This is a genomic window from Hymenobacter agri (assembly GCF_054778495.1).
In genome coordinates, this window is the sequence record NZ_BAAGZM010000086.1 from 1 (window position 1) to 11,243 (window position 11,243).

An 11,243-nucleotide genomic window follows, 5' to 3' on the forward strand; every position below is an offset into this window, starting at 1 on the left:
CGGCGCGGCCGGCGCGCAGCGGGCGGATAGGCGCGAAGTTCACGTCGCCGTCGAAGTCGAGCGAGGGCGCGATGTTGTGCAGGCCCAGGCTCTGCTTCACGGCGGCGCGCACCACGGCGTACACCGTTTTCTCGTCCTCAAACTTGATTTCCGTCTTCGTAGGGTGAACGTTGATGTCGATGGCCTTGGGGTCGAGCTCCAGAAACAGCACGTAGAACGGGTGCGTGTCGCGGGCCAGCAATCCCTCATAAGCCGCCAGCACGGCGTGGTTCAGGTAGGCCGAGCGGATGAAGCGGTTGTTGACGAAGAAAAACTGGTCGCCCCGGCTTTTCTTGCTCGACTCGGGCTTGCCCACGAAGCCGCGCACCGAAATCGAGTGCGTCACCTCCTCGCAGGCCGCCAGCTGCTCCTTGTAGCCGTTGCCGAGCAGCGCCACAATGCGCTGGCTGAGCTTGCCGGCCGGCAGGCTGAATACCTCCAAATCGTTCTGGTACAGCGAGAAGGCAATCTGCGGATTGGCCAGCGCCACGTGCTGAAACTCGTCGAGAATGTGCCGCATTTCCACGGCGTTGCTCTTGAGGAAGTTGCGCCGGGCGGGCACGTTGAAGAACAGGTTTTTGACCGCGATGCTGGTGCCATCAGGGCAGGCGGTGGGCTGCTGGCTGGTGATTTGGGAGCCCTCCACGAGCAGCAGCGTGCCGGTGTCGTGCTCGCGCTGCTTGGTCCGGATTTCGACCTGCGCCACGGCCGCGATGCTGGCCAGCGCCTCGCCCCGGAAGCCGAGCGTGCGGATTTTGAACAGGTCTTCGGTGCTGCGGATTTTACTGGTGGCGTGGCGCTCCAGGCTCATGCGGGCATCGGTGGGGCTCATGCCGGCGCCGTTGTCCACTACCTGCACCAGCTGCTTGCCGGCCTCTTTCACAATGAGTTGCACCTGGGTAGCGTGGGCATCGACGGCATTTTCCAGCAGCTCCTTCACCACCGAAGCGGGGCGCTGCACCACCTCGCCGGCCGCAATCTGGTTGGCGAGGTATTCGGGAAGCAGGTGAATGATATCGGGCATAGAAAGTAGCGCAGGGCTCGGCTTGCGCCGAAAAAGAATGAGGCGATGGCTAACGCCACAACCTGCTAAATCAATTAGCTAACCAGCACGTAAACAGGCCGGAAGCCGAAAAACAATAAGCAAAAATCCGGGACGTTATCAACCCGCGAGGCGGTTTTCTGCGTACCTTCGCGGCTGGAACGGCCGTCAGTATCAGGGAGTCAGTCGCGGGGAAGGTTGTTGTTTTCGCCCGTTTATCTGACCACCGAGTGCTGTTGGTCGCCGTCCGCTTCGGAACCTCTAAACCCGGTTGACGGGTTCCGCAGTACCTCACGACAAAAGTACGGCCCCCGCGGCCCGTTTGCCCCTTGACTCAACCCACCAACCCTACGGGGCTGATGCGCATCCCGTTCCAGCTGAGCATTGCCGCTTTAGTCTTGATGGCGGGCCTGCTGCTGTCGTTTGCCGACCTGAAAAAAATGCCCGGCGACCCGCTGCCCGCCGGCCCGGTCGAGACGGCCTGGGTCGACAGCGTGTTCAACTCGCTCACGCCCGACCAGCGCCTAGGCCAGTTCTTCATGGTGGCCGCGTACTCTAATAAGGACCGCAGCCACGTGGAGCGCATCGAGCGGCTGGTGCGCAACTATAATATTGGGGGCGTGATGTTTATGCAGGGCGGCCCCAAGCGCCAGGCCATTATGGCCAACCGCCTGCAGGCCGCCGCCAAGGTGCCGCTGCTCGTGGCCATGGATGCCGAATGGGGCCTCGACATGCGCCTCGATTCCTCGGCCCATTTCGCCAAGCAGATGACGCTGGGCGCCATGGACGAGCCTAAATATGTGTATGAGATGGGCCGTGACATTGCCCGCAAAATGCGCGCTTTGGGCGTACACGTTGATTTCGCGCCGGTGCTCGACGTGAACTCCAACCCCGGCAACCCGGTGATTGGCAACCGCTCGTTTGGCGAAAATCAGAACCGCGTGGCGGCGCTGGGCCTCCAGTACATCAAGGGCTTGCAGGATAATAAGGTATTGGCCGTAGCCAAGCACTTTCCCGGCCACGGCGACACCGATACCGACTCGCACGTGTCGCTGCCGGTCATCAACACCGACCTGGCCCGCCTCACGGAAGTGGATTTGGTGCCCTTCCAGCAGTCGTTCGAGGCCGGCGTGATGGGCGTAATTGTGGCCCACCTCTACATGCCGCTGTTCGACACGACGGACGCGAAAACCACCACCCTCTCGCACGCGCTGGTAACGGACCTGTTGAAGGACAAGATGGGCTTCAAAGGCCTGGTTTTCACCGATGCGCTCAATATGAAGAGCGTGAGCAAGCTGTATAAGGATGGCGAGCTGGATGCTATGGCCCTGGCCGCCGGCAACGACGTGCTGCTGTTCTCGGAGGACGTGCCTTCGGCGCTGCTGCGCATCCACGAAGCAGTGGCGGCCGGCAAGCTGAAGCAGGAAGATTTAGACCTGCGCGTGAAGAAAATTCTGCGCGCCAAGTATTGGGCCGGCCTGAACCACTACCAGCCCGTGAACATGCGCACCCTGCGCGACAGCCTGAACCAGCCGAAATCGAAGGTGCTGGCCCAGCAGATTTTTGAGCACGCCGTGACGGTGGCCAAAAACCAGGATAACCTCCTCCCCTTCCAGCGGCTCGATACGCTGCGCATTGCGGCCATCACCATCGGCACGCAGGCTGAGGGGCCGTACGCCACGATTTTCAATAAGTACCAGCCCGGCCCGGTGTACGCCGTGCCCGACCGGTACGCGCCCGACTCCACGTTTGCCCGCATTGCCAGCCGCCTCGGCGACTACAATGTGGTGGTGGTGAGCCTGCACAACATGAACAACACGCCCAGTCACAACTACGGCCTGGGCGACGGGGCGCTGAAGTTCCTGAAGCAGCTGCAGGCCAACCCCAAGCTGAAAACGGTGGTAGTGGCCATGGGCAACGCCTACTCGCTGAAGTTTCTGGAAAGCGCCCGCACGTTGGTGTGTGGCTACGAAGACCACTACGCGGCCCAGATTGTGGTACCGCAGGTGCTGTTTGGGGCGCTGCCAGCGCGGGGAAAGCTGCCCGTTACGGTGTCGCCCACCATGCGCGTGAACACCGGCATCGCCACCCTCGACCTGCACCGCCTGCGCTACGCCACCCCCGAAAGCCAAGGGCTTGATTCGCGTGTGCTGGCCCAGATTGACAACATCGCCCTCGAAAGCCAGACCTACGCTGCCGCCCCCGGCTGCCAGGTGCTGGTGGCCAAAAACGGTACCGTGGTGTTCGACCAGGCCTACGGCTACTGCACCTACGACCAAAGCCAGCCCGTAACGAGCAGCACGCTCTACGACTTGGCATCGGTGACGAAAGTGGCCGGCACCCTGCAGGCCGTGATGGCCCTGAAAGACCAGGGCAAGCTGGTGCTCGATGAGAAAGTTGCCACCTACCTGCCCGAGCTGGCCCGCACCAACAAGCGCGATATGACCGTGCGCGACGTGCTGCTGCACCAGGCTGGCCTCAAACCCGGCATTCCCACCTGGGAGCGCACCCTGCGCGACGGCCGCTTCAAGCCCACCTTCTACGCCAGCACCCGCTCCGACGACTTCCCCAACGAGGTAGCGCCCGGCGAGTACAGCACCAAAGCCGCCGACGACTCGGTATGGGCCTGGACGATGCGCTCGAGCCTGCTGCCTAAAATCAAGGGCAAGTACCCGACGGAGTATTCCGACCTCAGCTTCATCGTGATGAAGCGGGTGTGCGAGAAGATTCTGAACCAGCCCATCGAAGGCTATTTGCAGGATAATTTCTACCGGCCGCTGGGCCTGGGCAGCATGACGTACAACCCGTTGCAACGCTTCCCCAAAAGCTGCATTGCGCCCACCGAAAACGACACCTACTACCGCCGCGAGCAGCTGCAGGGCACCGTGCATGACCAAACCGCCGCCCTCGTGGGCGGCGTGGGCGGCCACGCCGGCCTCTTCGCCACCGCCAACGACCTGGCTGTGCTGATGCAGATGAACCTGCAAAATGGTAAGTATGGCGGCACGCAGTTCTTCGCCTCGCCCGTGGTTACCGAGTTTGCGCGCCCGCAGGTGGCCGGCAGCCGCCGCGGCCTGGGCTGGGACCACGGCGACCCCAGCAAGCCCGAAGGCCCCACCAGCAACCTCTCGCCGGCCAGCACCTTCGGCCACACTGGCTTCACCGGCACCTGCGTGTGGATGGACCCGGAAAACGGCATTCTCTACGTTTTCCTCTCCAACCGCGTGTACCCCGACGCCGGCAACAACAAGCTGCGCCAGTACAACATCCGCACCCGGATTCATGAGGTGATTTACAAGTCGCTGGCAGCGGGCAAAGCGAAAGAATAGCCCACTTAGAACCAAGTGGCATTTAGTGAAAGGGCGGAAACAACACGCGTTGCTTCCGCCCTCTTTTTATTTAAAGATGAAATCCATCATCAGGTTGTAGCTGGTGTTGAAGGCCGGCTGCTGGGTTTCGCGCCAGCGCTGGTGCATGATGCCGATGTCCCAGTCGAGCTTGTGCTCGGGGAAGCTGCGGCGGTAGTACACCGAAGCCCGATTTTCGGTCAGTTTGTAGGGGCTCCACTGGTGGCCCAGCTTGTCGGCCGTGCCGGCGCTGTAGTCGTCGACCGCGGTTAGCACTTCGTCGTTGAGGATAATCCAATGGCGGTGGTCGGCATCGAGCGGGATTTTGGCATTCACCATCTCGCGCAGCCGCAATTCGAAAGGCGTGGGCCAGCGGCCGAAATCGGGGGTGAAATAAAACCGGTAGTCGACCCGCAGAGTATTCGTGAAGAGCACCTTGCCAAACTGCGTGTCGTAGTAGAGCTTTTGGAACGGCCGTAGCTCGTTGCGGTAGGCATTGGTTTCGCTGGCGTCGTAAGGCGCTTCTTCCTGGTACGCATTGCGCCGCCAATACCCCACCGAAATAGCCGTGCGCCAGTGCGGGCTCAGGCGGTAAATGAAATCCTGCGTGAGGACGAACAGACCCTGCCGCTTCACCGGGTTCAGGTCGCCGGTGGGGTCGCTGTGGCGGCCAAAGCCCACGTCCGTGGCCGAGCTCCATCGTTCCGACAGCTCTTTATCGAGCCCAAATGCTACCCAGGTGGTCAATTTACCGCCCTGGGCCTCGGCGCCAATCTGGGCCGCGGCGCGCCCCGGTATTACCAACGCCGCAGCTATGCCTAGCAACCGCAGGCAATGCGCCGGCTTAAGAAATGGGAACTGCGTTTGCCGGGATAGGTGAGGGATTAGGGGATAACCGGGATTATTTTCAACCATGCCGCGCTTCTTAGTACACCAGCTTTCCCCGGCTTCGACGCCGCTACTATGGGCCAGCGCTGGGGGAATTATTTGCGGCGGTTAAGGTAAAATGCGAAAGATGGCGTTTTGATTAACAACTGCGCCCAAACCCGGTTAGGCAGAACGCGCGGCTTATTTTCGCGTTAGCTCCCCTATGAACATCGGTATTGTCTGCTATCCTACGTTTGGTGGTTCCGGCGTAGTGGCCACGGAACTGGGCAAAGCCCTGGCCCAGCGCGGCCACCGCGTGCACTTCATCACCTACAGCCAGCCGGTGCGGCTCGATTTCTTCAACGAGAACCTCTTCTACCACGAGGTGTATGTGCCGGCCTATCCGCTGTTCCAGTTTCCACCCTACGAGCTGGCGCTGACCAGCAAGATGGTGGACATTGTGCAGAACGAGAAGCTCGATGTATTGCACGTGCACTACGCCATTCCGCACGCCTCGGCGGCCTACATGGCCAAGCAGATTCTGCGCTCGCGCGGCATTCACATTCCGGTAGTCACCACGCTGCATGGCACCGACATTACGCTCGTGGGCAAAGATTCCAGCTTCGAGCCGGTCGTTACGTTCAGCATCAACCAGAGCGACGGCGTCACCTCGGTTTCCGATGATTTGAAGCGCGAAACCTACCAGTATTTCGCCGTCGAGAAGGACATCACTGTTATTCCCAACTTCATCGACCTGCACCGCTTCAAGAAGCAGGAGAAAAGCCATTTCCGGGCCGCCATCGCGCCCGAGGGCGAGAAGCTACTCATCCACACCAGCAACTTCCGCACCGTGAAGCGGGTAGAAGACGTGCTCCGGATTTTTGTGGGCGTGCGCGAAAAAATGCCCGCGAAGCTCCTACTTGTGGGCGACGGCCCCGACCGCAACCGCATGGAAAAGCTAGCCCGCGACCTCGATGTGCACCGCGACCTGCGCTTCCTGGGCAAGCTCGAAGCCGTAGAGGAAGTCCTCAGCGTGGGCGACCTGTTCCTGATGCCCTCCGAAAACGAAAGCTTCGGCCTCGCCGCCCTTGAGGCGATGGCCTGCGAAGTGCCCGTGGTGAGCACCAACGCCGGCGGCATCCCCGAGCTGAACGTGCACGGCGTAACCGGCATGATTAGCGACATCGGCGACGTACCCGACATGGTAAAAAATGCTCTCTACGTGCTCGACGACGAGAATTTGCCGCGCTTCAAAGCCGCAGCCCTCGCCCGGGCGCAGGAGTTCGCGGTGGAAAACATTGTGCCGCGCTACGAGGAATGCTACCAACGCGCCATTGAGGCGGTAGCAGCGGCGGTGTAGGAGCTAGCCCCCATTACAAGGAAAAAGAACGTCATGCTGAGCTTGTCGAAGCATCTCTACCGCGAAGAGTAATTACTTCCTCTGTAGAGATGCTTCGACAAGCTCAGCATGACGTTCTGTTATAGCGTTTCTAATCCTTAAAACAGCCCCGCGGCCTCGTTCTTCACCACGGCCAAGGCCTGGGCGGTGGGCTCGGCGCCGTCCAGCATCAGGCCTTCGAGGATGCGCTTGGCCAGCTCGGTGCCGCGGGCCTGCGCCGGGTTCTGAATGCCGTGGTAGGCGCGGTTCACCATCGTGAGCACGTTTTCCTTGGCCTCCTTCACCACCGTCCAAGCATCGGCCGAGAGGTAGAGCTGTTGCGAGAGGTTATGCTCGTACTCGGCCCGGATTTCCTGTTGCAGCAAGCGGTGAAACTCGGGTGCGGAGGAGCCGGCGCTGCTCAGGCGCACGAGGATGTTGTTGGGCGAAATGCGCTCCAGAAACAGCACGATGCGCTCGTAGGCCTGCAGACGCAGCGGCAGCGTGGTTTTATTGCTTTCGAGCCGCAACTCGATGAGGCGGCGCTGCTGCTCCTTCTCCAGAAACTCTTTGAACAGAAAGTAGATGACCCCGGCCACGATGAGGGCGGGCAGGATAATCTTGAGCAGGTCGTAGAAATAAGCGGGGGATTCCATTGGTCGGTAGGTAGTCAGTTTTTTTTTTAAGAACGTCATGCTGAGCTTGCCGAAGCATCTCTACCGCGCAAGTAATTCCAACGATTGAGTTTACTCCTGCGGCAGAGATGCTTCGACCAGCTCAGCATGACGTTCTACGTATTTGCGCCGCGTTGGCTAGCCCGCAAAACTACGCTGTGAACCGTCGGGCCCCAACCGCTGTTTACGCCCCGATACCGCCGTATCTTTGTTCTATACTTCCCGCTAACTCAATTTTTCCTATGGCTTCCGTTGCCACCCTCGCCCCCATAAGCCTCACCGAACGCGCTGTGCAGGAGGTGAAAAACATCATTCAGGAGAAGAACGTACCCGACGATTACGGCCTGCGCATCGGCGTGCAGGGCGGCGGCTGCTCGGGCATGAGCTACTTGCTGGGCTTCGACAAAGCCAAAGACGCCGACGAAACCTACGACCTCGACGGCCTCAAACTCATCATGGATAAGAAGCACGCCATGTACGTACTGGGCATGGAAGTCGACTTCCAAGATGGCCTCAACGCCCGCGGCTTCGTTTTCAATAACCCCCAGGCCAAGAGCACCTGCGGCTGCGGCTCGTCGTTCTCGGCGTAAGCTCCCGTTTGTCATCCTGAGCGCAGCGAAGGAGCTTCTCACGTTGAAACAATTCGTTCGGACGTGAGAAGCTCCTTCGCTGCGCTCAGGATGACAGCATAGAAATTAAGCCCTGGCCCACCGGCCGGGGCTTTTTCGTTACCTTTCGCGCCCACTGTTCCACTAATTCCCCGCCCGATGCGTCTGCCTCTTTCGCTGCTTCTGCTTCTCACCAGCCTCGCGGCACGGGCTCAGAAATTCACGCCGACCGAGGTAGCGCGCTGGCAGCAGCAGGCGAAACAGGTCAGCATTACCCGCGACACGTATGGGGTGCCGCACATCTACGGCAAGACGGATGCCGACGCAGTTTTCGGCCTGCTCTACGCCCAGTGCGAAGACGATTTTGCCCGCGTCGAAACCAACTACCTCGACGCCATTGGCCGACTAGCCGAAGTCGAGGGCGAAACCCAACTCTACCACGACCTGCGCGCCCGCCTGTTTCTGGACAGCACCCAAGCCATTAGCATCTACAAAAAATGCCCGGCCGACATGAAACTGCTGCTCGATGCCTTCGCGGCCGGCACCAACTACTACCTGGCCACGCATCCCACGGTGCAGCCCCGCCTGCTGCGTCGCTTCCAGCCTTGGATGCCGCTGATGTTCAGCGAGGGCAGCATTGGTGGCAACATTAGTGTGGTGCCGCTGGCACGCATCAAGGATTTTTATGGCGCACAGAAGTCCAGCTCGTGGATTGATACCGACTTTGGCCGTACCGACCGGGAGCCAGTGGGCTCCAACGGCTTCGCCATTGCGCCGGGCAAAAGCGCCAGCGGGCACGCGCTGCTGCTCATCAACCCGCACACCTCGTTCTACTTCCGCTCCGAAGTGCAGATGGTGAGCCAGCAGGGCCTGAACGCCTACGGCGCCGTAACCTGGGGCCAATTTTTTATTTATCAAGGCTTTAACGAGCATTGCGGCTGGATGCACACTTCCAGCCAGGCCGACTCGATGGACGAGTACCTCGAAACGGTGGAGGAAAAGGGTGGCAATTATTTCTACAAATACGATGGCAAGCTGCGCGCCGTGACGGCGCAAAAGGTGACGCTGCCCTATAAATCGGGCGATAAAATGTTGCGCAAAACCTTCACCATCTACCGCACGCACCACGGGCCCGTTGTGGGGCAGAAGTCGGCCGGGCAGTGGGTGGCGGTGCGCATGATGAACGCGCCGCTGGCCGCCCTGCAGCAGTCGTACCTGCGCACCAAGGCCACCGATTACGCCAGCTTTCAGACGGTGATGAAGCTGAACGGCAACGCTTCGAACAACACGGTGTTCGCCGACAGTAAGGGCAGCATTGCCTACTGGCACGGCAACTTCATGCCCCGGCGCGACCCCAAATTCGACTGGAGCCAGCCGGTAGACGGCAGCACGGCGGCCACCGAGTGGCAGGGCTTCCACCCGGTGAGCGAGTTGGTGCAGGTGCACAACCCCGCCAGCGGCTTCATTCAGAACTGTAACTCCACGCCCTTCACCGTGAGCGGCCCCGGCAGCCCGCCGGCCGCGAAATACCCCAAATACGAAGCGCCCGACGCCGAAAACTACCGCGGTCTGAACGCCGTGCGCGTGCTCAGCCGCAGAGCCGTGTTCACGCTCGACACGCTCATTGCCGCGGCCGACGACCCGCACCTCACCGCCTTTGACGAGCTGCTGCCACCACTGCTAACTGCCTACCAGCCCACTTCGGCCGAAAAAGCCGCCGCACCCGCCGTGGCCGAAGCCATTGCCGTGCTGCGCGCCTGGGACCACAACTACGCCCAAACCTCGGTGGCCCAGACGGTGGCCATCTACTGGGCCGAGCGGCTGCTGGCCAAGGCCCGCGCCCGCGTGCCCGAAGCCCAGCCGCAACTCGACTACATCAGCTTCGTGCGGTTTGCACTGGCCAATACCTCGCCCGCCGAAAAGGTGGCCACCCTGGCCGAAACCCTCGACGACCTGACCCGCGATTTTGGCACCTGGAAAACGGCCTGGGGCGACGTGAACCGCTACCAGCGCCTCACCGGCCGCATCGAAGAGAAATACGACGACCAGCAACCCAGCCAGCCGGTGGCCTTCACGTCGTCGGCCTGGGGCTCGCTGGCGGCATTTGGGGCGCGCGCTTACTCGGGCACTAAGAAGCGCTACGGCAACGTGGGCAACAGCTTTGTGGCGGTAGTGGAGTTCGGGCCGCGCATCGTGGCGCGCTCCGTCGTCACGGGTGGGCAAAGCAGCCGGCCCGGTACGCCACATTTCACCGACCAGGCCGATTTATACTGCAACGGCCGTTTTAAAGAGGTGCGCTTTTATCCCGAAGACGTAAAAGCCCACGCTGAAAAAACGTATTACCCCGGCCAGTAAGCCCGCACCGGGTTCCTGCCACGCTACTCAACCTCGCAAACCCCACTACACATGGACGTTAAATATCTCTCCGACGACAAAGGCAAAATCACCGGCGTCTTCATTCCCATCGACGAATGGGAGCGGCTGCAAAAGCAATACAACATCAGCGAAGAGACCCCGGCCGACTCGGGCGCCAAGCTGCAGCAGTCGCTGGCCGAGGCAATGAAGAAGGCAAAGCCTCAGGAGGGAAACGCATAGCGGCAACAACCTGCAAGCACAAAAAAGCCCGGTGATGCCGGGCTTTTTGTTGCTTCTGCGTGCGTTTAGCGACCGAAATCGTCCTGCACGCGCACAATATCGTCTTCATCCGACGGGTTGCTGGCGTCGGTGTGCTGCCAGATTTCGGCCAGCACGCCCCAGTCCTTCAGGCCCACGAGGCGGTGGCGCTCGCCTTGCTTGAGCACGATGCGCTCGCCCACTTGGTAGCTTTTCACTTCGCCCTGCTCGTCGGTGTCGCTGGTAGCCACGCCCACGGGCCCCTGCACCACCTGCCAGATTTCGGCGCGACGGTGATGGTACTGCCAGCTCAGGCGCTGATGCGGCGCCACGAGCAGCACTTTCGGGCTCAGCTTGCCCGAAATCCGCAGATTATCGACCGACAGGCCGTTGAAATACGTGTCGGCAAACTGCTGGGCTTGGTCTTCGTCAATCACGAAAAACCCGCCCCACGGGCGCGTTGGGTCTTCTTTGGCAATGTGGAAGCCCTGCTGCTGTAGGGTTTCGGCCACCTGCCGGAACAGGGCTTGTTTTTGGCTGTCGATATCAGACATATAAAATCGGATGGTTTGAAGCCGGTAAAATTAGTGTAGCCCGGGCACTTCGCGCGGCGAAGTCGGGCCGGGCCACGCCGCCAGCTCGAAGCGCACCTCGCCGCTAGCCGTGCGCCCGGTT

The 11,243-nt window shown here is 60.9% G+C and carries 9 protein-coding genes; 5 read left to right on the forward strand and 4 right to left on the reverse strand.

Annotated features, from left to right (window positions below):
- Window positions 1-1,063, reverse strand: a 1,063-nt coding sequence (gene mutL / locus ACYVDE_RS06945; protein WP_460500759.1) for a DNA mismatch repair endonuclease MutL, incomplete at its 3' end; no start/stop codon positions are given.
- Between the two features lie 347 nt (window positions 1,064-1,410).
- On the opposite strand from mutL, the gene ACYVDE_RS06950 reads away from it, so the two are divergent.
- The gene (locus tag ACYVDE_RS06950; RefSeq protein WP_460500760.1) at window positions 1,411-4,410 is read left to right on the forward strand and encodes a glycoside hydrolase family 3 N-terminal domain-containing protein; all 3,000 of its coding nucleotides are present in this window, start codon (window positions 1,411-1,413) and stop codon (window positions 4,408-4,410) included.
- A gap of 66 nt (window positions 4,411-4,476) precedes the next feature.
- Here ACYVDE_RS06950 and ACYVDE_RS06955 read toward each other — a convergent pair whose 3' ends face one another.
- Window positions 4,477-5,253, reverse strand: coding sequence for a DUF2490 domain-containing protein (locus ACYVDE_RS06955; RefSeq protein ID WP_460500761.1), 777 nt, complete (start codon window positions 5,251-5,253; stop codon window positions 4,477-4,479).
- A gap of 265 nt (window positions 5,254-5,518) precedes the next feature.
- Here ACYVDE_RS06955 and bshA point away from each other — a divergent pair, with 265 nt between their 5' ends.
- Entirely contained in the window at window positions 5,519-6,655 is a 1,137-nt protein-coding gene (bshA, locus tag ACYVDE_RS06960; protein WP_460500762.1) for an N-acetyl-alpha-D-glucosaminyl L-malate synthase BshA, read from the forward strand.
- Between the two features lie 137 nt (window positions 6,656-6,792).
- Here bshA and ACYVDE_RS06965 read toward each other — a convergent pair whose 3' ends face one another.
- Window positions 6,793-7,329: a DUF7935 family protein gene (locus tag ACYVDE_RS06965; protein ID WP_460500763.1), complete on the reverse strand. Its 537-nt coding sequence runs from the start codon at window positions 7,327-7,329 to the stop codon at window positions 6,793-6,795.
- Window positions 7,330-7,589: 260 nt separating this feature from the next.
- Between ACYVDE_RS06965 and ACYVDE_RS06970 the strand changes: the two genes are divergently transcribed.
- The 3 genes from ACYVDE_RS06970 (at window position 7,590) to ACYVDE_RS06980 (ending at window position 10,550) form a co-directional block, all read left to right on the forward strand.
- Window positions 7,590-7,937, forward strand: a complete 348-nt coding sequence (locus ACYVDE_RS06970; RefSeq protein WP_460500764.1) for a HesB/IscA family protein — start codon at window positions 7,590-7,592, stop codon at window positions 7,935-7,937.
- 177 nt (window positions 7,938-8,114) lie between these two features.
- The gene (locus ACYVDE_RS06975; protein ID WP_460500765.1) at window positions 8,115-10,310 is read left to right on the forward strand and encodes a penicillin acylase family protein; all 2,196 of its coding nucleotides are present in this window, start codon (window positions 8,115-8,117) and stop codon (window positions 10,308-10,310) included.
- Between the two features lie 51 nt (window positions 10,311-10,361).
- Entirely contained in the window at window positions 10,362-10,550 is a 189-nt protein-coding gene (locus tag ACYVDE_RS06980; RefSeq protein WP_460500766.1) for a hypothetical protein, read from the forward strand.
- Window positions 10,551-10,615: 65 nt separating this feature from the next.
- Here ACYVDE_RS06980 and ACYVDE_RS06985 read toward each other — a convergent pair whose 3' ends face one another.
- Window positions 10,616-11,122, reverse strand: a complete 507-nt coding sequence (locus tag ACYVDE_RS06985; protein ID WP_460500767.1) for a cupin domain-containing protein — start codon at window positions 11,120-11,122, stop codon at window positions 10,616-10,618.
- Window positions 11,123-11,243 lie beyond the last annotated feature (121 nt).